We start from the raw sequence: 25,305 nt of genomic DNA, 5'->3' as shown, positions 1-25,305 counted from the left end.
TGAGGTTTTTTTAGGTTAAAAAATAAACTGAAAATAATGAGGTTAAAAGCTGAAGCAGTGTGCTGGGTCTGCTATTGGGCTGTTGATCAAGGATAGTGCTGGTAGTTCATTGGGCTGGTTGCTATTGTCCGCTGTTATGCCACCAGCCTACAGGAGCTTGCTGATGGACTGTCGCTCAGATTGCGGTGCTTGCTGTATTGCTCCTTCGATTTCCAGCCCGATCCCCGGCATGCCATTCGGCAAGCCCGCCAATACCCGTTGCTTGCATTTAGATGACAATATGCGCTGCGGTATTTTCCATTCTCCATCTCGCCCGGCGGTGTGTGCTAGTCTGCAAGCATTGCGGGAGATGTGTTTTGATACCCGCGAACAGGCTTTAGTGTATTTGATTCAGTTGGAAGTGGAGACTGCACCTTAGCGGGTGAAAAAGGGCGGAACTGCATGGGCGGTATTCTTCAGCACCAGCCCCGTGTATTTTTCAATCTCAAGCTGTGCCATTTGCCCGCAATGGCCCTGTGCCAAACTGGATGAGCCGATATCAAAAGTCAGGCAATTAATATTACCGTTCTTACAAATCGAAACCGGCACAGACGGCTCGGCGGGATCAAACCATGCCCCTTCGCTTATCCGCACCACACCAGGGCGCACTGGCATCTTGTGGGCTTATATAGGATGACTTCGCGATCCGCCACTGCATATTTTTCGCGCAGTGGCGTGTTATCCAATTGCGAATGCAGGCGGTTGATAGGGTGCGCCGTGTTCAGTGACAGCTGAAATCGCTGGTCATATAATATCTTATGTAGCGCTATTTTTTAGTTGAAAACGGCGTAAAACTGCTGATTCAACCACAAATCAACCGCATGGCGACTGGCTTCAAAATGAGGCTCGGGTAATTCGCGCGGATTGCACCACACCCATTGCTGACATTTATCTGGCTCTTTCAGCTCAGGTTCCCCACCGGGATGCTGTGCTAGCAAACAAACCGAAACGGTATGTTTACCCTCCTCACGCCAGGTCGCCAGGTTGTTACACAAGCCGATAACTTTCATCTCATTGATATTTAAAGCTGTTTCTTCGAGAATTTCTCGTTGAGCGGCTTGCTCAAAAGACTCGCCAACCTCCATGTGACCGCCGGGAATGGACCAGTAAGGCGCATGCTGACTGCTGCGTTTCCCCAACAGAATTTCACCATGTTGATTGACGATAATAACGCCAACACCGACAACGACAGACATTGTTTAGCTCCTTTGATATGAGTGTCAGCAACTATCAGCAAAGTGGGCTATTTTGCTGCTGACAGAAACTTGTTCAAGACGAAAATGTGCGGAGTGTCAAAAATTCATCAAGAATAAAAGCAGAAAACTTGCATATATTCTGAGTCGGAAACACACTCATTGAAACGTTTCAGCGTTATCTCGTCACCAAATGATAAAGGGTAACGCTCCTTTTTCTCATGAAAGCTGAAACGATTCAATTCAGCAAGAGAGGAGACATAATGTTCCAGTTATCGACGAAAGATATCCATCTGGCTGCACAAGCAGGCAGCAAAAACGAGGCTATCACTCAGGTAGCCGCCGCCCTGACTCAAGCTGGCAATGTTGCTGCTGGCTACCTTGATGGGATGCTAGCCCGCGAGCAGCAGACCTCGACCTATTTGGGTAATGGCATTGCCATCCCACATGGTACCACTGATACCCGCGACTTGGTGCTGAACACAGGCGTACAGGTTTTCCAATTCCCGCAGGGTATTGCCTGGGGTGAAGATCAAACCGCTTATATTGTTATCGGCATTGCAGCCCGCTCTGATGAACATCTGGCATTATTACGCCAATTGACGCACGTGTTAAGTGATGATGAGGTTGCCGCACAGCTAGCAAAAACCACTTCAGCTGAAGAGTTACGCAGTTTGCTGATGGGCGAGCAAAAAGCTGCTGAATTCCATTTTGACACCTCACTTATCGCGCTTGATGTTGCGGCTGACAATTTGATCACGCTGCAAGCACTGAATGCAGGCCGTTTACAGCAAATCGGCGCTGTTGATACGCATTTTGTCAGTGATGTGATTACCCGCGAGCCGCTGAATCTGGGGCAGGGGATCTGGCTGAGTGACAGCACCGAAGGTAATTTGGTCAGTGCTGCGGCAATCAGTCGCCCGGTAACTGCTTTTGAGCATAATGGGGAGAAAGTTGCCCTATTGCTGACATTGTCAGTCGCTAATAATAACCAGCCGCTCTCAATGTTGAATTATCTCAGTGACTTACTGCTGGCGAAAAAAGCTGACGCGTTGCTGAACGCTGATGCCGCTGCACTGTTGGCATTGCTGACCAGTAAATATGTCGAGCAAAATGAAGTATTAAGCGCAGAGTTTGTTATCCGCAATGAACATGGATTACATGCGCGCCCAGGGACGATTTTAGTCAATACAATCAAACAGTTTACCAGTGAAATCACCGTAACAAATCTGGACGGCACCGGTAAACCCGCTAATGGACGTAGTCTAATGAAAGTTGTGGCTTTAGGGGTTAAAAAAGGAAATCGCCTGCGCTTTACCGCGAGCGGTGAAGATGCACAGGCTGCGCTGGACGCCATTGGTGCCGCCATCTCCGCCGGTTTGGGCGAGGGGGCAGCATGAGCAGAAGAGTCGCAACAATCACACTAAACCCGGCTTACGATTTGGTGGGCTTTTGCCCAGAGATTGAGCGCGGTGAAGTTAACCTGGTAAAAACAGCCGGCCTGCATGCTGCGGGCAAAGGTATTAATGTTGCCAAGGTACTGAAAGACTTAGGTATTGATGTCACGGTTGGCGGTTTCCTTGGTAAAGATAACCAAGATGGCTTCCAACTGTTGTTCAGCGAACTGGGTATCGCCAACCGTTTTCAGGTGGTGCCAGGGCGTACCCGCATTAATGTCAAACTGACCGAAAAAGATGGCGAAGTGACTGACTTTAACTTCTCCGGTTTTGAGGTCACTAAACCCGATTGGGACCGTTTCGTCACCGACTCATTGAGCTGGTTGGGACAATTCGACATGGTGGCGGTCAGCGGCAGTTTGCCAGCGGGGGTGAATCCCGATGACTTTACCGACTGGATGAAGCGTCTGCGCTCCCAGTGCCCATGCATTATTTTCGACAGCAGCCGCGAAGCCTTGGTTGCAGGTCTGAAAGCTTCGCCGTGGTTGGTGAAACCCAACCGCCGTGAGCTGGAAATCTGGGCCGGTCGCCCATTACCTGAGCTGGGTGATGTAGTAGAAGCCGCACACGCACTGCGCGACCAAGGGATTGCCCATGTAGTGATTTCGCTCGGCGCGGAAGGTGCGCTGTGGGTTAATGCCTCCGGTGCCTGGTTGGCAAAACCCCCGGCTTGCGAAGTGGTCAGCACTGTCGGTGCTGGTGACTCTATGGTCGGCGGTCTGATTTATGGATTATTAATGCGTGAGTCCAGCGAGCATACCTTGCGCTTGGCAACCGCAGTCGCTGCTTTGGCCGTCAGTCAAAGCAATGTGGGTATTACGGATCGCCCGCAATTGGCCGCCATGATGGCAAAAGTCGATTTGAAACCTTTTAATTGATTTCCGGAGGCGAAATGAAAACGCTACTAATAATAGACAGTTCGCTCGGGCAGGCCAGAGGCCACCTTGCGTCACTGATGCTGGGTGCAGCGGCGGCAAAAGCCGGTTTGAGCTGGGTTGAGCAAGCCGCAGATGCCGAACTGGTGATTGTGGCCGGGCAATCAGTCCCGGCAGACAGTGCGCTGAATGGCAAAAAAGTGTATGTCGGTGATGTGGAAAAAGCGGTGCGTGACCCAGAGGGTTTCCTGGCGCAGGCCATAACACAGGCTACACCTTATCAAGCTGTGGTCAGCGCAGCACCAGCAGCAACTGGCCCAAAACGTATTGTGGCGATTACCGCCTGCCCGACTGGCGTAGCGCACACTTTTATGGCGGCAGAAGCCATTGAAAGTGAAGCGAAAAAACGCGGCTGGTGGGTAAAAGTAGAAACTCGCGGTTCTGTCGGTGCGGGTAATACCATCACGCCGGAAGAGGTCGCTGCGGCCGATTTGGTGATTGTGGCTGCTGACATTGAAGTGGATTTGGATAAGTTTGCTGGCAAACCGATGTACCGCACCAGCACCGGCTTGGCACTGAAGAAAACTGCGCAGGAACTGGACAAAGCGCTGGTGGAAGCGGAAGTTTATCAGCCAAAAACCGGCAGCAGCACCGGCAGCAAAAAAACAGAAACCGGCGGCCCTTATCGCCATCTGTTGACCGGTGTGTCTTACATGTTGCCAATGGTGGTCGCCGGCGGTTTGTGTATCGCGCTCTCGTTTGTGTTCGGGATTAAAGCATTTGAAGTCAAAGGCACATTGGCTGCGGCCTTGATGCAAATCGGTGGCGGTTCTGCATTCGCCCTGATGGTGCCGGTATTGGCGGGTTTCATCGCCTTCTCGATTGCTGACCGTCCCGGTCTGACACCGGGTTTGATTGGCGGTATGTTGGCGGTTAGCACCGGTGCGGGCTTCCTCGGCGGTATTATTGCTGGTTTCCTGGCCGGTTATGTCGCCAAAGCCATCAGCACCAAACTGCGTTTGCCGCAGAGTATGGAAGCGCTGAAGCCGATATTGATTATCCCACTAGTGGCCAGTTTGATTGTCGGTTTGGTGATGATTTATGTGGTCGGTACACCGGTCGCACAAATCATGACTGGCCTGACTAATTGGCTGCAATCCATGGGCACAGCAAATGCGGTGCTGTTGGGGGCTATCCTCGGTGCCATGATGTGTACCGATATGGGCGGGCCGGTGAACAAAGCGGCTTACGCCTTTGGTGTTGCGCTGTTGAGTTCGTCAGTTTATGCCCCGATGGCGGCTATTATGGCTGCGGGGATGGTTCCACCGCTGGCAATGGGGCTGGCAACATTGCTGGCGCGTCATAAATTTGACAAAGGTGAGCAGGAAGGGGGCAAAGCCGCGTTGGTATTGGGCTTGTGCTTTATCTCTGAAGGGGCGATTCCGTTTGCGGCCCGTGACCCAATGCGCGTGTTGCCGTGCTGTATTGCCGGTGGCGCATTAACGGGTGCTCTGTCGATGGCCTTCGGCGCGCAACTGATGGCACCACACGGCGGTCTGTTCGTGTTGTTGATCCCAGGGGCAATTCATCCGGTGCTGCTGTATTTGGTGGCAATAATTGCTGGTACCGTCTTAGCCGGTGGCCTGTACGCGATGCTAAAACGCCCTGATGCTGTGGTGGCGAAAGTCGCGTAATAATTCAGTGAATATCAGTTAAGCTGCTAATAAGAAAAACCGGCCTCCAAGTGCCGGTTTTTTTATATCTATTGCGCCTGTGATTTCAGCCAGGCTATCTCTTCAGCCCAGATATCGGGATTCACTGTTTCCAGAATCAGCGGAATATTATCAAAGCGCGGATCGCGCATAATATAGCTGAACACGGTTTTGCCGATGTTTCCTTCACCTAAGCTGTGGTGGCGATCGACACGGCTGTTAAATTCACTTTTGGCATCATTAAGATGCATACCGCGCAAATACTCGAAACCGACAATCTCGCCGAGCTGACTGAAAGTATGCTCACAATCTGCTTCGGTGCGCAAATCATAACCGGCGGCGAAAGCATGGCAGGTATCAATACAAACACCCACGCGACTCTTATCTTCCACTCCATCAATGATGGCGGCCAAATGTTCAAATTTGAAGCCCAGATTGCTGCCCTGACCGGCGGTATTTTCAATCACCGCAGTCACACCCTCAGAGGCATTTAGTGCGATATTGATGGATTCGGCGATGCGGGCCAGACATTTATCTTCATCAATTTGCAGTAAATGGCTGCCGGGGTGGAAGTTCAGTAATGACAGCCCCAGTTGCTGGCAGCGCAGCATTTCATCAATAAAGGCTTCGCGGGATTTCTCCAGCGCCTCGGCCACCGGATGACCGAGGTTAATCAGGTAGCTATCGTGAGGTAAAATCTGGGCTGAGGTATAGCCATATTGTTCACAAGCTTGCTTAAATTTTTCAATCACATCTTCCGCCAGCGGCGCGGCGCGCCATTGACGTTGATTCTTGGTAAACAAGGCAAAGGCAGTGGCCTCAAGTTCATGCGCTCGAATCACAGCCTGGTCTACACCCCCTGCTGCGCTGACATGTGCACCGACAAATTTCATTCCATTCTCCTTTGATATCCGGCCCATTATGGCATTGATAGCGGCGCGATTGAATGAGATAAACTGTGGCACAAAAAAGGGCCGCCGATGCAGCCCTTAAACCATCATTAGCTAGCTGGGATAGCGACTTTACGCCGCAATATGCTGCACCAGTAAGTTGATGCCAGTGCCGCCGACCAGCAACCAGACAAACAGCAACAGTGCCAGTAACAGCGGTTTGACCCCCGCCTGACGAATAGAACCCACATGGGTGGTTAGCCCCAGAGCTGCCATCGCCATTGCTAACAAAATGGTATCCAGTGTAATCAAGTGGCTAACCCATGCTGCGGGCAGCAAATTCAGTGAGTTAAACCCGGCCATCAGAATAAATATCACCGCAAACCACGGAATGGTAATGGCACTTTTCTCACGTTTTTCACCGTGGGTTTTCATACTATTGCGGCCCAAATAAGCCGACAGCAGCAGCAAGAACGGTGCCAGCATCATGACCCGGATCATTTTGGTAATGACGGCGGCATTTTCAGCATCAGGGCCAATAGCATGCCCGGCGGCTACCACCTGTGCCACTTCATGAATAGTTGAACCGGCAAAGATACCAAAGGTTTCCTGACTAAACGGCAGCCATTGGTAATGCAGGTTTAGCTGGTATAGCCATGGGTAAACAAAAATCGCTAATGTCCCGAAAATCACCACTGTGGCGACGGCCACCGCCACTTTGCTGGCGTCCGCTTTCAGCACCGGTTCGGTTGCCATAATGGCTGCCGCCCCACAAATACTGCTACCGGCACCAATTAACATCACGGTTTGCTGGTCCAAACCAAACACGCGTTTCCCTAGCCAGCAGGCCAATATAAAGGTAGAGCCGAGAGTTAGCAGGTCAATAATCATGCCGGTGGCACCAACATCCGCCACTTGTTGAAAAGTCAGTCGGAAGCCGTACAAAATGATGCCCAGCCGCAGTAAATGTTGTTTGGCGAGCACCACCCCGTCAGAGCAGACCGGCTGTACCCAAGGGTACAAAGTATTGCCCACCAGGATACCGAATAAAATCGCCAGGGTCAGTGCCCCAAGACCCATGTCAATAAACCACGGCATGTCACCCACTTTGAGTGCTAACCCGGTAATCACACCAGTCAATACCAAGCCCGGAATATAGCGAAACAAAGCTGGCAGCTGTGGTCGGGAGAGTTCTTTAATATGAGAAGTCGCCATGTTGATGTCCTGTGTCCTGTAAAGATTGGCGCTAGTTTACCGATTTTAGTCATAATAGATAAATTCATTATATATTTATAATCAATCGATATAAGTGGTAATGGGTGTATTTGTGAACCAAAAGAGATGTCGGAGGAGAGTGCTGTGAGTGATGTAGGCATACACAAAGAGGTATGCCTAATAATACTACTATTGAGTGGCGGACTGATCAGTCTGCCCGGTAGGTGCTGGAGTGCCTAGCATGCAAGCGGTATAGTCAGTTATTTCTGGCTGTAAGCAGGCCTCCATGCATTCCTCTTCAGACCCTCCCGCAATTTCGCAAGCATTAGCGAACAGTGGGGTTGCTGAAAAAGTTAAGGTAAGTAATATATATTTAAGACTATTATTCATAAGAAATACCTCATAAGTGAAATGCATCCATATATTTCAGATGTGAAAAACAGACATAATATCTAAATGCTAACCTTGTTAATGATATTTATCTGAACGTATGAAATGGTTTATCACATCGCGAAAAGTGTAAGTCTATAAAGTTTAAGATTCAATGAGCTATTACTTGTGTTGATTAGCGATAAATATCGGTATAACCGCAGGTATTATTAATCATTCAATGTTTATTTTTAAGATGTGGACTGAATAGCTCGCTAAAAGACTACAAAGAGCTGTGATCCTGTGGCACCACTATGACGCTGGTCATACAATCCTCATCAATATTCCCTGATGGCCATAATGTGCATGCTACTGCACACTCATAGGGAGAGCCAAGCTTCCCGTTTATTACGCAGGCATGGGCTGCAAGGGGAATGCCGGAAATAATCAAAAAAATGAGTAGTGAATTAATTATATTAATAATGAGTTCCTCAGAAAATGAAATATATCTCTATATTTAAAGTGTGAAATTTATTGGCTTAATTATTGTTCTCTATTTAATTAAGCCACGTCATGATAAATACAGATTTCCCCGCAAGAGATTCCAGTTTCGGATCTTCCGGATAACGGGATAGCAAGGGAAAGAAAACCGACTTCCCAATAATACTACGATTTGAAGAGTTTGCTGGCCTTAAACCCCACAAATTTTGATAGGTGATAGGTACCATCTGACCTTTCCAATCTGCATTTCCAATATAGAGCATCACATGGCCGCCGATATAAATCAGAGTAGTCAATGGCTTACCATGCGCCATAAGGTATTCTATGCGTTCCTTGGTCGAGTAATGGCTCAGATCGACGGATTTCCTACTTAAAGATTGCTGTTGTGCGTCTCTGGGAAGATAAATGCCAAAAGGCAGCATGAGGTTCCTTATTTCTGAAGAGCAGTCATTAAAATCATAGATATTTCCCCAACCATAATTTTTACCCTGCATATTTTTTATTAGCATTGACATATTTTCGGGGGTTGGGGGAACAGGGGCCTGATGCATGATTTTTTCAGGTAACTTGGCATAGTGAATATGGGCATTCCCCTGTATATTTTTTACCGGTATTGCCACGACCCTTTCGCCTTTTAATGTTGCCAAGGGGAGAAGTGTCCCGGTTCGTGCAGTAAATCTGAAGACACCTTGTTTATCCTCGAAGCTGGCATGGTCATTTATCACTGCACCAAGACTTTTTTTCGCCATTGTTACCCAGTTTTGGATAAAAACATCATCGACATAAGCAATATCTGAGCTTTCAACCCAGCCTATTTTTGATGGAGAAATAACAAAACTCCATGATTTATCCTGAGTGATACCCGCAATATAGATGGGTTCGCCGGGATGAAGGGAGGAGTCCTGTAGCATATCAAATGGATATCCCTGACTGGGATTATCAAATGCAGGGTGGGTTGTTGGCAGTAATCTGACGGCTGTTTCTTTTAAAATAATACCGCGCGAAGTGCGGTGATATTTTTCGGTTATAATTATGGAGGCCAAGTGTAGCATCCGTTCTTTCCATCCAGAGTCGAGCCGGAGGAAGTTTTCGCCGTAGTAACGGGCATCTGAATCTGTAAACTGAGAAATATATTTTGACAGTTTTTCTGTTACGGCCCCCGTGTTGCTCAGAATGGTACTGATATAGTTTTTGTTCCATGGCGATGGGTCGCCGCTGTTTTGCCCAAAGTAATGATTCATCAAAGCCTTAAAAGCCATATTTTGCTGTTCAGGACTCATAAAAACAGTGTGATAACTCTTATTTTGGGGTATCCATTTTTCTGCATCTTGCGGATAATTATGTATAGGAAAAATAGTTTTTGTTTTATCTATTCTAACAATATTAGTTTGAACTAATTGTTGTTGTGAATATAATGTGTTTGAATGTGCGTGAGCAGATATACATGCTGTCAGTAGAAGAAGTTTATTGTGCCTAATAATTATCTCTATCATAATAAATCCTTTTAAATTGATTGTGAGTAATGACCTGTAGGAATTGACCCAAGACAAACAATAACATCATTATCAATAATAACAGTGGCGTAGAATATTAATATGAAAAAAAAGGTCAAATCTGAAAAGTCGCTATGGGTAATTTTGATAATAGCTGCTATGGTTTACTGTGTCGCACCACCTTATTTAATTGCTTACTTTTTCAAGTTATATAACTTGAATCCTTTCCATATTACACCGCTACCTAATTTTAATCCGTTTAAGAGCGAACGTGGTATTCCATTATCTCATACATTCAGCTATCTATTAATTATATGGTTGATTTTTAATGTTATTTTTTGTGCGGTTAGCGCGATTATTTATCGTATTTTCTTTCATGTCGATGATAATAAATAGTGTTTTACTGCTTAAATTCATTCTTGATGATCGTCGAATTTTACTCAGAAGTGTTAGTCTTGTAGGGTAATCGGGGGTATATACTCTTTGTGTCAAAATGACTTTGGGCCAGTGCCAATTCTTATCATCCAGTCACTGACAATCAGAGTGATGATAGCGACCTCCATTTTTTATTACAGAGACTCTTATGCACATAACCTTACGTCAACTTGAAGTCTTTACTGAGGTGCTAAAAAGCGGCTCTACGACACAAGCCTCGGTTGTGCTCGCACTTTCACAATCGGCAGTCAGCGCCGCGTTGGCGGATTTGGAAGGGCAATTAGGGGTACAACTTTTTGATAGGGTCGGTAAGCGTTTAGTTACGAATGAGCATGGGCGGCTACTTTACCCCAAAGCACTATCACTTCTTGATCAAACTCTAGAAATTGAACAACTTTTCTTGCAGGATTTAGGCGCATTGCGCATCGCCGCCAGTAGCACCATCGGCAACTATATGTTGCCGGGTATGATTGCCAAATATCGGCGTGATTTCCCAGGAACACCGCTGGAGTTGAATATTGGTAACAGTCAGGATGTGATTGAAGCTGTGGCTGATTTTCGCGGCGATCTGGGCCTGATTGAAGGGCCGTGTCATATGCCAGAATTGTTGACACAAGCTTGGCTGCACGATGAATTAGTGGTGTTTGCCGCGCCCGATAACCCGTTATGCCATAAAATGCTGACGTTAGAGGAGCTGGCTGATGCCGCGTGGATCTTACGCGAGCGAGGTTCGGGTACGCGTGAAGTTCTCGACCATTTATTGCTGGCAAAATTGCCGCATTTTAAATTGGTCATGGAACTGGGGCATTCTGAAGCCATTAAGCGGGCGGTGCGTTATGGCATAGGAATCAGTTGCTTGTCACGGCGCGTGATTGCCGATCAACTTGCCAGCGGTGAATTGATTGAACTTAATATTCCTTTGCCGCCACTGATTAGGACGTTATATCTGATTCATCATCGGCAAAAACACATCTCAAATGCTTTGCAACGTTTTCTAAGTTATTGCCAAGAAGAGCCTTGAGCCGTTGGATTTTATCAAAGCGAATTCGCGGTATGGGACATAGGATTTTAAGTGTTTTACACCACTACAATGGGTTGTTACGGCAAGAATACCCCGTGGGAATGTATTTATTCTGATAATTGAGCTTTTGCTAATAATTCAGCCGGGATCATGAAGGTATCTTATATCAGCGCATTGTTCCTCACACAGGCGATGGGATTTGTTACAATCCCGCCTCATTTTTAAGGGCGGATTAGGGTAAGAATGACTCAGCCACAGACTAAAATCCCCGCGCAGCAGGGTGCACAGCGCTTACGCCGAGAGCTTAAATCACGGCATCTAGCCATGATTGCTATCGGTGGTTCTATTGGTACCGGTTTATTTGTGGCCTCAGGGGCGACGGTATCCCAGGCAGGCCCAGGTGGAGCATTGCTCTCCTATGCATTGATTGGCCTGATGGTTTATTTCTTGATGACCAGCCTCGGTGAGCTGGCGGCATTTATGCCGGTATCGGGTTCATTTTCGACTTACGGTTCAAAATATGTTGAGGAAGGCTTCGGCTTCGCCCTTGGCTGGAACTACTGGTACAACTGGGCGGTGACTATCGCCGTTGACCTGGTCGCGGCACAATTAGTGATGAATTACTGGTTCCCAGATGCGCCCGGCTGGATCTGGAGTGCGCTGTTCCTTGCCTTGATGTTTTTACTGAACTACATCTCAGTCAAAGGCTTTGGTGAAGCGGAATACTGGTTCTCACTGATTAAAGTGACCACAGTTATTATCTTCATCATTATTGGTATAATGATGATTAGCGGCATCATGAAAGGCGGCGAGACTGCGGGTTGGCACAACTGGACTATCGGCGATGCGCCGTTTGCTGGTGGCTTCTCGGCGATGATTGGTGTGGCGATGATTGTCGGGTTCTCCTTCCAGGGGACTGAACTGATTGGCATCGCGGCCGGTGAGTCAAAAGATCCGGCCAAAAATATCCCACGTGCGGTGCGTAAGGTTTTTTGGCGTATTCTGCTGTTTTATATCTTCGCTATCCTGATTATCAGTTTGATTATTCCGTATACCGACCCAAGTCTGTTGCGTAATGATGTCAAAGATATCAGCGTCAGCCCGTTCACCTTGGTATTCCAGAATGCAGGCCTGCTGTCGGCGGCGGCGGTAATGAATGCGGTTATTCTGACGGCGGTATTATCAGCGGGTAACTCGGGGATGTACGCCTCAACCCGCATGCTGTTTACCTTGGCCTCAGAGGGCAAAGCGCCACGCATTTTTGCTAAATTATCTAAGGGCGGTGTGCCGCGTAATGCGCTGTATGCAACCACCGTAGTTGCGGGCTTGTGCTTCTTAAGCTCCATGTTTGGCAACCAAACTGTTTATCTGTGGTTGCTGAATACCTCCGGTATGACTGGCTTTATTGCTTGGTTGGGGATTGCTATCAGTCATTATCGTTTCCGCCGTGGTTATATGATGCAGGGCCGCGATTTGAACGATTTGCCGTATCAGTCGGGTTTCTTCCCGCTGGGGCCAATCTTTGCCTTTGTGCTGTGTTTGATCATTACTTTGGGTCAGAACTATCAGGCATTCCTGCAAGACCGTATTGATTGGTATGGCGTAACCGCCACCTATATTGGCATTCCATTATTCCTGGTGATTTGGTTCGGCTATAAGCTGAGCCGTGGTACCAAGGTTATAAAATACCAAGATATGGAATACCCGAAATGGCGTGATGAAAGTCATGACTCTCAGGAACCTAAAAAACCGGTGCTGATTTCCGACTAACAACATGATGCACTAGATGAAAGGGCGATAACATTATCGCCCTTTTTTAGGATGATGGGTTGATGATTATTTAAACAATACTAAGCAAATAATTTCGCTGACTTCGCTTCATTCCCCGTGAGATATCATGAATAACTCCCCCGCATTGACTAAATAATTTTATAAAATAAGCATTTACAAAAATTAACATCAAAACACTTATAGCAATCATATTGATAATTATTATCGTTTGCTTTATTGTTAGCGCCATATTAAAAATCAGCCGCTGAAATAAATGAGTGTATCCACTGAACCCATGACAAAAACCTCTAGCCAGGCAGATGCCAGTGTTATGGGGCGTTATAAGAGCCACCGCCTGCTAATCATGGGCGTGCTGGTGTTAGCTATTTTCGGCGGCTTGTTGCTGGACTTCACTATGGGGCCATCGGGCCTGACACTGTCGTCCCTGTGGCAGATGCTAATTGACCCGACCAGTGCAGATGCAGGGACTCGGGTTATCGTCTGGGATATTCGTTTACCTTATGCCCTGATGACGGTGGTGATTGGTTTGTCACTCGGGCTTGTGGGTGCGGAGATGCAAACCATCCTGAATAATCCGCTGGCCAGCCCCTTTACCTTGGACATGTCCTCTGCTGCGGCATAAGCAGAGATCGTTGGAAGCGCTATTTCTGCGTTGGTGAGCTATTGCCGGTTTTTTATAAAAATAATATTTATCACCTGCCCGTCAGGCGGCATCGCTACAGGAAAAATAACCTGATGGACAAGGAACTGAATAAGTTTATATCTCATGGAGAAAGAATAATGACTTTCAAAAAATCGCATTCTGCGGCCTTAGTTATAGCAACAATTATCTCATCTCAGGCATCTGCTGCTGAAACTAATACCCCCACAACAGATACTATGGTGGTAACAGCAACAGGCTTCCAACAACGCATTCAAGACTCGGCGGCGTCTATTTCTGTTGTGACCCGCGAACAAATTGAGAATAAAGCCTATACCGATATTACCGACGCGCTGAAAGATGTGCCGGGGGTGGTTGTCACTGGCGGCGGTAGTCACAGTGATATCAGTATTCGTGGAATGTCGGCGAAATACACCTTAATTTTGGTAGATGGTAAACGGGTTGATACTCGTGGCACGCGGCCAAATAGCGATGGCTCGGGTATTGAGCAGGGTTGGTTACCTCCGCTGGCGGCTATTGAGCGTATTGAAGTGGTGCGCGGCCCAATGTCCTCTTTATATGGTTCGGACGCCATGGGCGGGGTCATTAACGTTATTACGCGTAAAGTGGGTAAAGAATGGCACGGCACCGTGCGTGCAGATGCCACCTTGCAGGAAGATTCTAATTCCGGCGATATTTATCAAACCAACGCCTATGCCTCTGGCCCATTAATTGATGGCTTATTAGGATTAAAAGTCAGCGGCCTGCTATCTCATCGTAGCGAAGATAAAATTATCGATGGCTATAATGAGCAGCGCCTCAGAAATGGGGCTGCGACATTTACCCTAACACCGGATGATAAAAACGAATTTGATTTTGATATTGGCCATTATGTACAAGATAGAAATATCACTGCCGGGCGCACCGTGCCACTAAATGGTAAAAGCAGTGACGTACAATATGACCGTAATAATTATGCGATGACTCACCACGGTTATTATGACTTTGGTAATTCAACCAGTTATGTTCAACGCGACGAAACTCGTAATCCATCACGCCAAATGAAAAGCGTCGATAATGTCTTTAATAGCCAAACCTCTTTCCTGTTTGATAGCCACACGTTAATTCTTGGTGGTCAATATCGCTATGAAGAGTTATCTGATGAAGGTAATCAGTTAGCTTCAGCTAAAGATCTCACCAAATTAACGCGCTGGAGTTGGGCATTATTTGCTGAAGACGAATGGCAAATGACCAATGATTTCGCCCTGACCGGTGGTATTCGGATGGATCAGGACGAAAACTATGGCACTCACTGGACGCCACGGATGTACGGTGTTTGGCATTTAGCTGAGCAATGGACATTAAAAGGTGGGGTATCCGGTGGTTATCGTTCACCGGATTTACGCCAGGCCACTGATAATTGGGGGCAAATCACCGGCGGGAAAGGCGATCCGGCCATTATTGTCGGTAATGCTAACCTGAAACCCGAAAGAAGTATCAGCCAGGAAATTGGCATTCTCTGGGACGACCAGGAAGGTATGAATGCCGGCGTGACACTGTTTAACACTGATTTTAAAGATAAAATCACTGAAGTGCGCCGCTGTACGGATACCACCGGCAATGCGTCAGGCCAATGCACTATCAATGGCACTCCTTACAAGTTTATCAGTGACCGCACCAACGTGGATAAAGCCATCACACGCGGTGTAGAAGCAACATTTGGTTGGGATATCAACAAAGACTGGTCACTGACCTCAAACTATACTTTTACTCAATCTGAGCAAAAGAGCGGGCAGTTCTCCGGTCAACCATTGAACCAAATGCCAAAACACATGTTAAACGGCACCTTGAACTGGCAAGCCAATGAAGAGCTGGCAACCTGGATCCGGGCTAACTACCGCGGTAAAACCTCGGAATACCTTAGCCGCACCAGTATGGGAAAAACCACACCGTCATATACCTTTGTTGATATAGGCGCTAACTATAAGCTGACGAAAGAAGTCCGTCTGATGGGGGGTGTCTATAACGTGCTGGATAAACGCGTAGATATCGAAGTGAATGATAAAGTTCTGGATGGCCGCCGTTATATGGTGGGTGCCAGCTACGATTTCTAATCTCCTTCGCACTTGAAGCCGCAGGGGTGTTAGCGGCGTTCACTTACCCGAATCACTTACTTGAGTAAGCTCATCGGGATGCGTTCGCTGGCTGCCTACCTGCGACTCCAATTGCTGTGGAGATAGGTTTTGTACTTGAAGCCGCAGGGGATTAGCGGCGTTCACTTATCCGAATCACTTACTGGTTGTTGGCATTGCCTAAATAAGCTCATCGGGATGCGTTCGCTGGCTGCCTACCTGCTACTCCAATTGCTTTGGAGATAGGTTCTGCACTTGAAGCCGCAGGGGATTAGCGGCGTTCACTTATCCGAATCACTTACTGGTTGTTGGCATTGCCTAAATAAGCTCATCGGGATGCGTTCGCTGGCTGCCTACCTGCGACTCCAATTGCTGTGGAGATAGGTTTTGTACTTGAAGCCGCAGGGGAGCGGGAGCCAATGTCGCTCCCCTTATCTAATTAGCTCAGGCCAATATCAATGACTTTCTGAAATGCTGCTCTTTCGGTCAGGTTTTGATACCAACGCTGTAAGTGTGGTAATTGTGGGCGCTCAATCGACAAATTGAACCAGGCATACGCCAAACAGCCTAATGGAATATCACCGAGGCCGAATTTATCGCCCGAAAGATAGCTTTGTTTGCTCAGGGCTTCATCGGCAATCGCCATTAACGTATTCCATTGCACAATACCATGAGCAATTTGGGCTTTATCCTGCAATTCCGGCGCAGTGCGCACCAACCCAATAAATACACTCTTAAACGGCGCCGCAATACTGAATGTCGCCCAATCCATCCATTTTTCAGCGGCAGCCCGCTGTTTTGCATCCGGTAGGTAAAGCGTATTTGCGCCATATTGTGCCGCCAGATAGCGCACAATAGTGTTGGACTCCCACAGGATAAAATCATCATCTTGCAAGCAAGGGATCAGGCCATTGGGATTCATTGAGCGATATAACGGATCATTTAACTGACCATATTGTCCACCGGCATCTATTCGCTCATAACTAAGCCCCAACTCTTCCAGACACCAAAGCACTTTTTTGACATTGGTCGAATTATTCCGACCCCAGATTGTCAGCATATTAAACTCCGGTCATGTTTAACGTCGTTGCCAATGATGGATATCCCAATCATGTAAAATTGCTAAGTCCACCAATTCAGTACCTGGATTGATCACTGCGGCGCGATCAACATATTCCAATAACGGTTTGTCATTGATTGAATCACTGTAACCATAGGTGCGTTGAAAGTCTAACTGGGGCGATTCCGTTAGCCACTGTTTTAGCCGCTCGACTTTACCCTCGCGGTAAGTCAGGGTGCCATAGGTCTTGCCGGTATAGCGGTTATCTTCCACCGCAACGCCGATGGCCAATGCTGCATTAGCCGAAAAACACTGTGCAATGGGGTTAACTAAATGCTCACCGGTGGCTGAAATAATGACAATGTAATCCCCTCTGTCACGGTGCCAGGCCAACAGTTTCCTGGCTTGAGGATAAATACGCGGCAAAATATCGCGCGCGATAAAACGCTCAACCCAACCCGCTACTTCCACCGTATGTTTTCCAACCAAGGGCGATAAGGTCGATTCCATATAGCAGGACATCGACAAATTCCCCTGATAATACTGTTTCATTAAATACTGTTCTTGTTCTGCCAGTTCATGGGACGCAAGTCCCTCATCCACCAGCCAGCGCATCCATAGGCCAGAACTGTCATCGCTTATCAGCGTCTCATCAAGATCAAACAGGGCTAAATCCATTAAGCCACCCCCAGGTCGGCAAATCGATTGAAGTGAAACTTAACAGTGCGAGTGCTGGACATCGGGCAATTCCCCACCGAAATAACGGATATCAGTCGTTAAGCTAATACTTTCCACCCAAATAGGAAAGCGAATCAGCCTAGCGATTAAATAAGACAAAATAATGAAAGAAATAACATAGAACGGATTGATATTGGTGTGCGGCTGAATTTCGGTGTTAATTATTTATATCGTTTGGATATAGATTGTTAAGTATCTAGTCGAGAACGCTCTTAAAAAGTTTTTTAATGGCGCTAACAGCCCTAAATAATTTGAACTGCAGAAAGCAACCAACGCACATGCAACTTGATGTATGACGGGTATTTAAGGCCATAGAGAGAGTGTTGTCGACTGCCTGCTTTCACCCCACAGCTCAGGAGCTGAATATGCTGATTATTCGTTTGTATGGTTGTCCCGTTTTCATTGGTTCTGAACAAAAAAAACAGCCGATTGAACATCCTGGAGTGAAAAATGAGTCACCAAAACTTAAGCAGTCAGTTACCCGTTAATGCCGATATCTTACCTTTATTGGATCTCTCATTGCTCAATGGCAGTGAAGCTGAACGTCAGGTATTTTTAGCCGATCTGCGCCATGCCGCTCGAGATATTGGGTTCTTTTATCTTACCGGACATGGGGTTGACCCCGCGTTATTACAGCAAATCCAAACTCTTTCACGTGAGTTTTTTGCTCTGCCTGATGAAGAGAAACTGGCGGTTGCTATGGTGCGCTCACCACATTTTCGCGGCTACAACCGTGCGGCCTCAGAACTCACTCGCGGCCAGCCAGATTGGCGCGAACAGTTCGATATCGGCGCTGAGCGCGCGCCATTACCTCAAACTTCTGACACGCCAAGCTGGGCGCGGTTGCAAGGCCCAAATCAGTGGCCGGAAGCTCTACCTGAATTAAAACCGGCCTTATTGCAATGGCAGCGCGAAATGACCGGCATGGCATTGCGCTTATTGCGCGCTTTTGCTGTGGCATTGAATTTGGATGAAAACGCCTTTGACGAGCTGTATGGCGATAAACCCAATGAACATATCAAACTGATTCGCTATCCGGGGCGAGAGACGACTCAAAGCGGGCAGGGGGTCGGGGCGCACAAAGACTCCGGTTTCCTCAGTTTCTTATTGCAAGACCAGCAACGCGGTTTGCAGGTTGAGGTAGAAGAGGGACGTTGGATTGATGCAGCGCCACGACCGGACACTTTTGTGGTCAATATTGGTGAACTGCTGGAGCTGGCCAGTAATGGCTATTTGCGTGCCACGGTGCATCGGGTCGAAACCCCACCGGCGGGCGCTGACCGCTTGTCTATCGCCTTTTTCCTCGGCGCGCGTTTAGACGCAGTCGTTCCGTTGTACCCGTTAACTGCAGAATTGGCGGCAGAGGCCCGTGGCCCGGCGAGTGACCCGCATAATCCGCTGTTCCGTGATGTCGGATTGAATTATCTCAAAGGGCGTTTGCGCTCTCACCCGGATGTCGCGCAGCAATTTTATCCAGAAGTGGTCGCACTATCAGCAGAAGCTAGTACAGCTTATTAATATTAATTATAAAAACTTATTTTTGGGATGGTTATCATGACTAAAACACGCATTTCTGGCTTGGTTCGCGCCGCAGTATTGACCGCTCTGGCCTCCACTTTTACTTTATCAGCGCAAGCTGCTGAGGCACTGCGGGTCGCGGCTGATCCGGTACCGCATGCAGAAATTCTGCAATTTGTGCAAAAACTTGACCCATCGTTGGATCTGAAAATCATTGAGATCCCCAATGGCGTAAATTCCAATGAGCTGTTAGCGCACGGTGATGTCGATGCTAATTACTTCCAGCATGTCCCTTATCTGCGCTCTCAAGAGCAAGCGCTAGGGCAGAAGTTTGCTGTAGCGGCTACCGTGCATGTTGAGCCACTGGGCGTCTATTCTCATAAACATAAAACCTTTGCTGATGTGCCGGATAAAGGCACCGTCGCGGTGCCAAATAATGTGACTAACCTCAGCCGTGCGCTCTATTTATTGCAAGATCAGGGCTTGATTACCTTAAAGCCGGGCTTTACTGACCCGGCTAAGCATCAGGCCACGCCTAAGGATATCGCCAGTAATCCCAAAAATCTGAAAATCCTGGAGATTGAATCACCGCAGATCCCTCGCTCACTGGATGATGTTGATTTAGCTGTGATTAATGGTAACTATGCACTGGAAGCAGGGTTAAACCCGGCAAAAGATGCATTGGGGCTGGAGAAAGCGGCTGGTAACCCTTATGCGAATATTCTGGTGACCACACCCGCGTTGGAAAATGACCCGCGCATCAAACAATTAGCGAAAGATTTACAGTCACCGGAAGTGGCGAAGTTTATTACTGAAAAATATGCCGGTTCCGTTATTCCAGTGGCAGGCATTAAATCATGATTAGCATCGAACGCCTGAGTAAAACCTATGTACAAGGGGGGCTGCCGATGGTGGCTCTGGAGGAGGTCTCGCTGGAGATCCCAACCGGCTCGGTGTTCGGTATTATTGGCCGCAGCGGGGCGGGTAAAAGTACCTTAATCCGCTGCTTAAATTTACTGGAACGGCCCACTTCGGGCCGTATTCAAGTGGATGGCCGCGAGTTAACCACCCTTTCTGATCGCGAATTACGTCTGCAACGGCAGAATATCGGCATGATTTTCCAGAATTTCCACTTACTTCATTCACGTAATGTCTGGGACAACATTGCTGTTGGGCTGGAAATTAAGGGCATTCCGAAAGTTCAACGGCAAAAGCGTGTGGCGGAGTTACTGGATTTAGTCGGATTAACGGATAAAGCCCAGGCTTTTCCCTCGCAATTATCGGGCGGGCAAAAACAGCGGGTTGGGATCGCCCGAGCGCTGGCGGCCAAACCGGCCTATTTATTATCGGATGAAGCCACCAGTGCATTGGACCCAGAAACCACTGCCTCGATATTGGCGTTGCTCAGTGATATCAATCGCCAATTGGGGTTAACCATCGTGTTGATTACCCATGAGTTGGATGTAGTGAAATCTATCTGCAATACCGCCGCCTTATTGGAACGTGGGCGGGTAGTCGAAACCGGCGCGATCGCGGATTTACTGTCTTCTCCTCATTCCCGTTTAGGGCGGGCATTGCTGCCTGCGCGCGGCCCAGCATCATTATCCGGGACTCCGGTGGCGGAGCTGACATTCTTTGATACGCTATCGGCCTCGCCGGTACTCAGTGAATTAGCCCAGCTTCATGCGGTCGGAGTCACCCTACTGGGAGGTGGGGTCGAATCCATCGGCGGCCAGCGGGTCGGGCGCTTGCAAGTTGATTTCAGCCACCCAGACGGCGGGTTGAATTTAACGGAAGTCTTACAATTCCTGAATGAGCGTGGTGTGAGGGCTGAACTGATATGAAAAGCGGCATGAGTTGGCAGGATCTGTTGGAGTTGGTGGTCAATGCGACCGGTGAAACCATTTATATGGTGGTGGTGGCCACCTTTTTCACGGTATTGATTGGCTTGCCATTGGGGGTCTTATTATTTGTTTCGCGCCCTAATGGGGTGCTACCGGCTCCCCGCGTGAATACATTGGTCGGTGCCATTGTGAATCTGGGGCGCTCAATGCCTTTTGTGGTATTGCTTATTGCGCTCATTCCTATTACTCGTTGGATTATCGGCACTACATTAGGCAGCACCGCAGCCATCGTGCCTATCACTTTGGGGGCCATTCCATTTTTTGCTCGAGTGGTCGAAACGGCGTTGGATGAAGTTGATAAAGGGCGGATTGAGGCCATTTTATCTATGGGAGGGTCCGCGTGGCATGTAATCCAAAAAGTGTTATTGCCGGAAGCTTTGCCCGCTTTATTAGCCGGGGTGACATTAACCGTGGTGATGCTGGTGGGGTTCTCATCCATGGCCGGTGTTATTGGCGGCGGTGGTTTGGGAGACTTGGCTATTCGTTATGGTTATCAGCGATTTAATAATGAAGTGATGGTCGCAACGTTAGTGATATTAGTTATTTTAGTGCAAGGCGTACAAAGTCTGGGTGATAGGTGGGTTCGGTCATTAGCTCATCGGCGCTAAATATCGGCTCTTTTCCGACGAACACCACATTCTTCTCTTTTCTTTTCTTCTCCTCTCTGTCTGTTCTTGACGCCCTCCCTTTAACCTATCAAAATGATAGGTACAGAAGAGGGGGGGTAATTGAATGGAATCTAATACACCTTCGCGCTATCAGGGAATTTCTATCAGAGAATTCCCGCTTAGCTCTATTTCAGCGCGTAAAATAGTGAATGATTTGGCGATGAATCATACTGGCCGCATTCGTATGAGCACACATGCTAAACAAAGGATGTCTGAACGGCGCGTAACACTGAGACAAATTTTACATGTGTTTGCCAGCAAGCACAGTCGGTTTACTGAAGTGCCGCACCAAACTGCGGCTGGCGATTGGAAGTTCAACCTGCAAGGTATTGCTGCTGGGGATGTGCTTGAAGTCGTTGCTGTACTGAAACGGCATGAGGATATACCCGCTGTGTATGTTATTACGGTGATGATTAAGTAAGGGAGAGAAAGTCATGTATCACTACACGGAAAGTGGATTAACCACAGTGTGGTTGGCTAATGGTTATCACTATGACGTTATTGATGGTGAGCAGTTTACCAGTATTGATGATGTGGATGGTTTGCATCGCCTTATTGGCAGAGTATTGGTCAATCGCTGTAATCCATTAGTTGCTGATGAAATCCGATTTATACGGATTGAAATGAATATGTCTCAAAAAGCACTCGCGACATTACTTGGCGTGGATGTACAAACAGTTGCCCGTTGGGAGAAGGGGCGAACCAGTTTGCCAAGAACAGCAGATGTCGCTTTGCGGGCGCTTTATGCGGAATCTATTGAGGAAACCAGTGATGTGGGGCATTTCTTGCGCATATTGGTGGATTCTGAAGTACAACAATCTATGGAAAGATTAATTTTTGAAGAGCGCGGCCATGTGTGGCAACGTACGGCTTAGCGCTGGTACTGTTGACTTACGGTAGGAATATTGCCATTCCTACCGTATTTGTCTTATTAAACCTTAGCCATTCAGCGCTTGTGCTAAGTCTGCAATCAAATCTTCGGTATCTTCAATCCCGACGGATAAACGCAAGAGTTGCGGAGTAATTCCGTGTTTTAAGCGGGTTTCCAGTGGGATTGATGCATGGGTCATGCTATAGGGTTGGCTGATTAAGCTTTCAACGCCGCCAAGACTTTCAGCCAGAGTAAACAAATGTGAGCGCTTAATGACGGCGCGAGCAAACTCATCATCGCCTTTCAATCGCACCGAAATCATGCCACCAAAACCGGCCATCTGTTTGGCGGCCAGCGCGTGTTGCGGGTGACTTTTCAGCCCCGGATAATACACATTTTCCACCTGTGGCTGTTGCTCTAGCCATTCGGCGATGCGCTGTGCGCTCTCATTATGTCGCGCCATGCGCAAAGCCAAAGTGCGCAAACCGCGTAATGTCAGGAAGCTACTGAAAGGGTCTAAAATCCCGCCAACCGCATTGTGTAAAAAGCCCAATTGCTCTGCCAGTTCAGGATTATTCCCTACGGCGGCGACACCGGCAACAACATCGGAGTGGCCATTAAGGTATTTGGTGGCTGAATGCACCACAATATCAAATCCTAAATCTAGCGGGCGCTGAATATAAGGAGAGGCAAAGGTATTATCGGCCACACTAATCAGTTGATGTTTTTTAGCAATAGCGGCAATGGCAGCCAGATCCGCCAGTTTTAACAATGGGTTAGTTGGCGTCTCCACCCAGATCATTTTGGTATCAGGCAGAATGGCTTGTTCCAATGCGGCGGTGTCCGCAGGAGAGACATAAGTTACCCGCAAACCGGCGGTGCGGCTGCGTACTTTCTCCAGCAGGCGATAGGTGCCGCCGTATAAATCATCCACAGCAATGATATGGCTGCCTTGATCCAGCAGTTCCAGCACAGTTGAGCAGGCGGCCAGACCGGAGGCAAAGGCATAACCACGAATGCCGCCTTCCAATTCTGCAATCGCCTTTTCCAGCGCGGTACGAGTAGGGTTGCCACTGCGGGAATATTCATACCCAGTATGCTCGCCGGGGGCGGGTTGCGCGAAAGTGGAGGTCGCGTAAATCGCGGGCATCACTGCACCGGTACTATCTGGAGTATAACCGGCATGGACGGTTAGGGTATCGAACTTTGCCATGATAAAAATCCTTAATAAGAGAGAATTAAGCCAGCTTCTGACGCCAGGTATTCAAAACATCAGTGCGAGTAATCAGGCCGAGGAATCGCTCGCCATCCAGGACTACCGCCACATGACCGTCATTAAAGGTTGTCAACAGAGACTGATAATCGGCCTCTTTTTGTAATGTATTGACCTGACGAGTCATTGCGCTGCTGACGGGGTGTTTGAAATGGGAAGCATCGGCTTGTACCGCATTCAGTAAATCCCATTCGTCAATCAGCCCGACGACCTTTTCGCCATCTAATACGGGTAACTGGGAGATGTCATAGAGGCGCATCCGCGCGTGAGCAACAGCCAGTGTGTCTTGCGGCGAGACCGAAATCGTCGCCCCATCCTCATGGCTATAAGTGATGTAATCGCGCAAATCACCCAACTGAGGTTTACTCAGCAATCCTTGTTCCAACAGCCAGTAATCATTGAACATTTTGGACAGGTATTTATTGCCACTGTCACACACAAAGGTGACTACCCGTTTTGGCGTGGTTTGCTCGCGGCAATAGCGCAATGCCGCCGCCAGCAAGGTGCCGGTTGAAGAACCCGCCAATACCCCTTCTTCGCGTAACAGGGTGCGCGCGGTGCTAAAAGCTTCAGCATCATCAATGCTATAGGCTTTGTTCACCTGCGAGAAGTTACTCAGTGGCGGGATAAAGTCCTCGCCAATCCCCTCGACCAGCCAACTACCGGCATCGCCAATATGATCGCTGTCGACAAAATCCGCCAAAATGGAGCCGACGGGGTCTGCCAGTACAAATTCAGTCGCGGGTGAAACCTCGGAGAAATAGTGGCTGAGGCCACTCAGGGTGCCGCTGGAGCCGACGCCCACCACAATGGCATCAATGTGTTCGCCCATTTGCTGCCACAGTTCCGGGCCAGTTGAGGTGCGGTGCGCCGCAGGGTTGGCCGGATTATTGAACTGGTCAATATAGAAAGAACCCGGTGTTTCCTGCGCCAAGCGCAGAGCATAATCCTGATAGTAAGCCGGATGCCCTTTGCCCACATCGGAGCGGGTCAGCAACACTTGCGCGCCTAATGCCCGCAGATGGAAAATTTTCTCTTGGCTCATTTTATCCGGCACCACCAATACCAGCTTGTAGCCTTTTAGCGCGGCGACCAATGCTAGCCCAAGGCCAGTATTCCCCGCAGTGGCTTCAATAATGGTGCCGCCTGGTTGTAGCAAACCCTCTTTTTCTGCCTGTTCAATCATCGAGAGTGCGACCCGGTCTTTAATCGAACCACCGGGGTTTTGGTTTTCCAACTTCACAAATAATTGGCACGGGCCGGTATCAAAGCGGGTCAGTTCCAAAAGGGGGGTGTGGCCGATAAGATCAAGCACCGAGCGCGGGATAGCCATTATTGACTCCAGTAAAAATTGAGTTAACAGAATGAGTTTGGTTAACAAGCTTGAGGGGATAATAGCGCTAGCGGCTTACGCACTAAAAAGAACAAATAACCCATCTATATTCCTTTTTGGAATATGTTAGTGAGTTTTTAGACGTTTAGGTGCTTAGATGTCGGAGCGTTCAGATGG

General features: G+C 48.2%; 21 protein-coding genes and 2 pseudogenes. 14 read left to right on the top strand and 9 right to left on the bottom strand.

Features of this window, described 5'->3' with window-relative positions:
* Positions 1–163 precede the first annotated feature (163 nt).
* The gene (locus OP863_RS12980; RefSeq protein ID WP_038631961.1) at positions 164–418 is read left to right on the top strand and encodes a YkgJ family cysteine cluster protein; all 255 of its coding nucleotides are present in this window, start codon (positions 164–166) and stop codon (positions 416–418) included.
* Here the strand turns inward: OP863_RS12980 and OP863_RS12975 are convergent.
* Positions 415–782: pseudogene (locus tag OP863_RS12975) on the bottom strand (trimethylamine-N-oxide reductase TorA); the annotation flags it as partial. The gene OP863_RS12980 and the pseudogene OP863_RS12975 sit on opposite strands and share 4 nt — an antisense overlap.
* A 30-nt stretch (positions 783–812) precedes the next feature.
* Positions 813–1,235 carry a nucleotide triphosphate diphosphatase NUDT15 gene (locus OP863_RS12970; protein ID WP_038631963.1) on the bottom strand — a complete coding sequence of 141 codons (423 nt, stop codon included), beginning with the start codon at positions 1,233–1,235 and terminating at the stop codon, positions 813–815.
* Between the two features lie 260 nt (positions 1,236–1,495).
* Here OP863_RS12970 and fruB point away from each other — a divergent pair, with 260 nt between their 5' ends.
* The 3 genes from fruB to fruA are packed head-to-tail and all read left to right on the top strand — an operon-like array spanning position 1,496 to position 5,258.
* Positions 1,496–2,632: a fused PTS fructose transporter subunit IIA/HPr protein gene (fruB, locus tag OP863_RS12965; RefSeq protein ID WP_038631965.1), complete on the top strand. Its 1,137-nt coding sequence runs from the start codon at positions 1,496–1,498 to the stop codon at positions 2,630–2,632.
* A complete protein-coding gene (fruK, locus tag OP863_RS12960; protein ID WP_005171387.1) occupies positions 2,629–3,567 on the top strand; it encodes a 1-phosphofructokinase in 939 nt (312 codons plus the stop codon). Before fruB ends, fruK begins: the two co-directional genes overlap by 4 nt.
* 14 nt (positions 3,568–3,581) lie before the next feature.
* The gene (fruA, locus tag OP863_RS12955) at positions 3,582–5,258 is read left to right on the top strand and encodes a PTS fructose transporter subunit IIBC (RefSeq protein ID WP_038631968.1); all 1,677 of its coding nucleotides are present in this window, start codon (positions 3,582–3,584) and stop codon (positions 5,256–5,258) included.
* Positions 5,259–5,326: 68 nt separating this feature from the next.
* Here fruA and nfo read toward each other — a convergent pair whose 3' ends face one another.
* The 3 genes from nfo to OP863_RS12940 form a co-directional block, all read right to left on the bottom strand.
* Entirely contained in the window at positions 5,327–6,169 is an 843-nt protein-coding gene (gene nfo, locus OP863_RS12950; protein ID WP_038631969.1) for a deoxyribonuclease IV, read from the bottom strand.
* Positions 6,170–6,298: 129 nt separating this feature from the next.
* The gene (locus OP863_RS12945) at positions 6,299–7,381 is read right to left on the bottom strand and encodes a YeiH family protein (protein ID WP_145540675.1); all 1,083 of its coding nucleotides are present in this window, start codon (positions 7,379–7,381) and stop codon (positions 6,299–6,301) included.
* A 926-nt stretch (positions 7,382–8,307) separates the two neighbouring features.
* Positions 8,308–9,744 (bottom strand): SH3 domain-containing C40 family peptidase, encoded by a 1,437-nt coding sequence (locus tag OP863_RS12940; protein WP_265525380.1) that lies wholly within the window; start codon positions 9,742–9,744, stop codon positions 8,308–8,310.
* Between the two features lie 583 nt (positions 9,745–10,327).
* Between OP863_RS12940 and yieE the strand changes: the two genes are divergently transcribed.
* The 4 genes and pseudogenes from yieE (at position 10,328) to OP863_RS12920 (ending at position 15,745) form a co-directional block, all read left to right on the top strand.
* Positions 10,328–11,200 carry a DNA-binding transcriptional regulator YeiE gene (yieE, locus tag OP863_RS12935; protein ID WP_050291309.1) on the top strand — a complete coding sequence of 291 codons (873 nt, stop codon included), beginning with the start codon at positions 10,328–10,330 and terminating at the stop codon, positions 11,198–11,200.
* Positions 11,201–11,443: 243 nt separating this feature from the next.
* Positions 11,444–12,970, top strand: coding sequence for an amino acid permease (locus tag OP863_RS12930; RefSeq protein ID WP_038631981.1), 1,527 nt, complete (start codon positions 11,444–11,446; stop codon positions 12,968–12,970).
* A gap of 274 nt (positions 12,971–13,244) precedes the next feature.
* A pseudogene (locus tag OP863_RS12925) lies at positions 13,245–13,610 on the top strand (iron chelate uptake ABC transporter family permease subunit); the annotation flags it as partial.
* 161 nt (positions 13,611–13,771) lie between these two features.
* Positions 13,772–15,745 (top strand): ligand-gated channel protein, encoded by a 1,974-nt coding sequence (locus OP863_RS12920; protein WP_145540848.1) that lies wholly within the window; start codon positions 13,772–13,774, stop codon positions 15,743–15,745.
* A 457-nt stretch (positions 15,746–16,202) separates the two neighbouring features.
* Here the strand turns inward: OP863_RS12920 and OP863_RS12915 are convergent, their stop codons facing one another.
* The gene (locus OP863_RS12915; protein ID WP_265525379.1) at positions 16,203–16,823 is read right to left on the bottom strand and encodes a glutathione S-transferase family protein; all 621 of its coding nucleotides are present in this window, start codon (positions 16,821–16,823) and stop codon (positions 16,203–16,205) included.
* 18 nt (positions 16,824–16,841) lie between these two features.
* Entirely contained in the window at positions 16,842–17,501 is a 660-nt protein-coding gene (locus tag OP863_RS12910) for an HAD family hydrolase (protein ID WP_038631984.1), read from the bottom strand.
* 510 nt (positions 17,502–18,011) lie between these two features.
* Between OP863_RS12910 and OP863_RS12905 the strand changes: the two genes are divergently transcribed.
* From OP863_RS12905 to OP863_RS12880, 6 genes are all read left to right on the top strand, one after another.
* Positions 18,012–19,079, top strand: coding sequence for an isopenicillin N synthase family dioxygenase (locus OP863_RS12905; RefSeq protein ID WP_186378159.1), 1,068 nt, complete (start codon positions 18,012–18,014; stop codon positions 19,077–19,079).
* 36 nt (positions 19,080–19,115) lie between these two features.
* Positions 19,116–19,940, top strand: a complete 825-nt coding sequence (locus tag OP863_RS12900) for a MetQ/NlpA family ABC transporter substrate-binding protein (protein WP_145588666.1) — start codon at positions 19,116–19,118, stop codon at positions 19,938–19,940.
* Positions 19,937–20,923, top strand: coding sequence for a methionine ABC transporter ATP-binding protein (locus OP863_RS12895; protein WP_038631990.1), 987 nt, complete (start codon positions 19,937–19,939; stop codon positions 20,921–20,923). Before OP863_RS12900 ends, OP863_RS12895 begins: the two co-directional genes overlap by 4 nt.
* Complete coding sequence (locus tag OP863_RS12890; RefSeq protein WP_038631992.1) at positions 20,920–21,591, top strand: methionine ABC transporter permease; 672 nt, start codon at positions 20,920–20,922, stop codon at positions 21,589–21,591. The genes OP863_RS12895 and OP863_RS12890 overlap by 4 nt, the downstream gene beginning before the upstream one ends.
* A 124-nt stretch (positions 21,592–21,715) precedes the next feature.
* Positions 21,716–22,072, top strand: a complete 357-nt coding sequence (locus tag OP863_RS12885; RefSeq protein ID WP_038631994.1) for a DUF4258 domain-containing protein — start codon at positions 21,716–21,718, stop codon at positions 22,070–22,072.
* A 13-nt stretch (positions 22,073–22,085) separates the two neighbouring features.
* The gene (locus OP863_RS12880) at positions 22,086–22,526 is read left to right on the top strand and encodes a helix-turn-helix domain-containing protein (RefSeq protein WP_038631996.1); all 441 of its coding nucleotides are present in this window, start codon (positions 22,086–22,088) and stop codon (positions 22,524–22,526) included.
* A gap of 63 nt (positions 22,527–22,589) precedes the next feature.
* Here the strand turns inward: OP863_RS12880 and OP863_RS12875 are convergent, their stop codons facing one another.
* Together OP863_RS12875 and OP863_RS12870 are read right to left on the bottom strand one after the other, a co-directional pair.
* A complete protein-coding gene (locus tag OP863_RS12875) occupies positions 22,590–23,735 on the bottom strand; it encodes a trans-sulfuration enzyme family protein (protein ID WP_145588664.1) in 1,146 nt (381 codons plus the stop codon).
* A gap of 25 nt (positions 23,736–23,760) precedes the next feature.
* A complete protein-coding gene (locus OP863_RS12870) occupies positions 23,761–25,128 on the bottom strand; it encodes a cystathionine beta-synthase (protein WP_265525378.1) in 1,368 nt (455 codons plus the stop codon).
* Between the last annotated feature and the right edge of the window lie 177 nt (positions 25,129–25,305).

The organism is Yersinia sp. SCPM-O-B-9106 (C-191) (assembly GCF_026183365.1).
Taxonomy (GTDB): domain Bacteria; phylum Pseudomonadota; class Gammaproteobacteria; order Enterobacterales; family Enterobacteriaceae; genus Yersinia; species Yersinia rochesterensis.
Note: the sequence above shows the minus strand (reverse complement) of the source record. Positions and strands in the feature narration are given on the sequence as shown.

Bases quoted from the DNA above. Each gene is read 5' to 3' on its own strand.
- OP863_RS12980 (WP_038631961.1), top strand. From the start codon at position 164: ATGGACTGTCGCTCAGATTGCGGTGCTTGCTGTATTGCTCCTTCGATT.
- OP863_RS12970 (WP_038631963.1), bottom strand. From the start codon at position 1,235: ATGTCTGTCGTTGTCGGTGTTGGCGTTATTATCGTCAATCAACATGGT.
- fruB (WP_038631965.1), top strand. From the start codon at position 1,496: ATGTTCCAGTTATCGACGAAAGATATCCATCTGGCTGCACAAGCAGGC.
- fruK (WP_005171387.1), top strand. From the start codon at position 2,629: ATGAGCAGAAGAGTCGCAACAATCACACTAAACCCGGCTTACGATTTG.
- fruA (WP_038631968.1), top strand. From the start codon at position 3,582: ATGAAAACGCTACTAATAATAGACAGTTCGCTCGGGCAGGCCAGAGGC.
- nfo (WP_038631969.1), bottom strand. From the start codon at position 6,169: ATGAAATTTGTCGGTGCACATGTCAGCGCAGCAGGGGGTGTAGACCAG.
- OP863_RS12945 (WP_145540675.1), bottom strand. From the start codon at position 7,381: ATGGCGACTTCTCATATTAAAGAACTCTCCCGACCACAGCTGCCAGCT.
- OP863_RS12940 (WP_265525380.1), bottom strand. From the start codon at position 9,744: ATGATAGAGATAATTATTAGGCACAATAAACTTCTTCTACTGACAGCA.
- yieE (WP_050291309.1), top strand. From the start codon at position 10,328: ATGCACATAACCTTACGTCAACTTGAAGTCTTTACTGAGGTGCTAAAA.
- OP863_RS12930 (WP_038631981.1), top strand. From the start codon at position 11,444: ATGACTCAGCCACAGACTAAAATCCCCGCGCAGCAGGGTGCACAGCGC.
- OP863_RS12920 (WP_145540848.1), top strand. From the start codon at position 13,772: ATGACTTTCAAAAAATCGCATTCTGCGGCCTTAGTTATAGCAACAATT.
- OP863_RS12915 (WP_265525379.1), bottom strand. From the start codon at position 16,823: ATGCTGACAATCTGGGGTCGGAATAATTCGACCAATGTCAAAAAAGTG.
- OP863_RS12910 (WP_038631984.1), bottom strand. From the start codon at position 17,501: ATGGATTTAGCCCTGTTTGATCTTGATGAGACGCTGATAAGCGATGAC.
- OP863_RS12905 (WP_186378159.1), top strand. From the start codon at position 18,012: ATGAGTCACCAAAACTTAAGCAGTCAGTTACCCGTTAATGCCGATATC.
- OP863_RS12900 (WP_145588666.1), top strand. From the start codon at position 19,116: ATGACTAAAACACGCATTTCTGGCTTGGTTCGCGCCGCAGTATTGACC.
- OP863_RS12895 (WP_038631990.1), top strand. From the start codon at position 19,937: ATGATTAGCATCGAACGCCTGAGTAAAACCTATGTACAAGGGGGGCTG.
- OP863_RS12890 (WP_038631992.1), top strand. From the start codon at position 20,920: ATGAAAAGCGGCATGAGTTGGCAGGATCTGTTGGAGTTGGTGGTCAAT.
- OP863_RS12885 (WP_038631994.1), top strand. From the start codon at position 21,716: ATGGAATCTAATACACCTTCGCGCTATCAGGGAATTTCTATCAGAGAA.
- OP863_RS12880 (WP_038631996.1), top strand. From the start codon at position 22,086: ATGTATCACTACACGGAAAGTGGATTAACCACAGTGTGGTTGGCTAAT.
- OP863_RS12875 (WP_145588664.1), bottom strand. From the start codon at position 23,735: ATGGCAAAGTTCGATACCCTAACCGTCCATGCCGGTTATACTCCAGAT.
- OP863_RS12870 (WP_265525378.1), bottom strand. From the start codon at position 25,128: ATGGCTATCCCGCGCTCGGTGCTTGATCTTATCGGCCACACCCCCCTT.